The organism is Sphingomonas sp. CCH9-E2, assembly GCF_001557215.1.
GTDB lineage: Bacteria > Pseudomonadota > Alphaproteobacteria > Sphingomonadales > Sphingomonadaceae > Sphingomonas.
The window spans coordinates 1-680 of record NZ_LSJM01000293.1; the positions used below are offsets into that span (position 1 = coordinate 1).

The window sequence follows — 680 nt, forward strand, 5'->3', positions numbered from 1 at the left end:
CCCCAACCCCTCCCCTGAAGGGGAGGGGCTTGAATGCTATTCCGCCGCCTCCGCAAACCCACTCCCGGCCATATCCAGCCCCTCGCCATTGTCGGGGCGCAGGACGAGATGGCCGATTGCGGTGTTCGAACAGGGCACATGGTAATGCCGGTGCAGCGCGGCAGTGCGCTTGCCCAGCGCGCCGCGCATGATCAGCCACATCACCATCTCGATCCCCTCGGACCCGGTCTCGCGCAGATATTCGATGTGCGGGATGCGGCGCAGATGGTCGCTCTCGCCGATCAGTCCGTCGAGGAACATGTTATCCCATTCGGGATTGATCAGCCCGGCGCGCGGCCCCTGCAGCTGGTGGCTCATGCCGCCAGTGCCCCACACCTGAACGTTCAGATCTTCGGGGAAGCTCGCCACGGCGCGCGCGATCGCCTCGCCCAGCGCCCAGCAGCGATTGCCCGAGGGCGGCGGATAGGTGACGACATTGACCGCCAGCGGGATGACCTTGCACGGCCAGGCATCGGGCGTGCCGAACATCATCGACAGCGGGACGGTCAGGCCATGATCGACATCCATCTCGTTGATGACGGTCATGTCGAATTCATCGAGAATCAGGCTCTGCGCGATATGCCAGGCCAGGTCGGGATGACCCTCCACATCGGGCACCTTGCGCGGGCCCCAGCCTTCGT

The 680-nt window shown here is 65.0% G+C and carries 1 protein-coding gene; it reads right to left on the bottom strand.

What is annotated here, in order from left to right:
- Nucleotides 1-36: 36 nt before the first annotated feature.
- Nucleotides 37-680: class III extradiol dioxygenase subunit beta (locus tag AX681_RS13555; RefSeq protein WP_066663053.1), on the bottom strand; the 644-nt coding region annotated here is incomplete at its 5' end.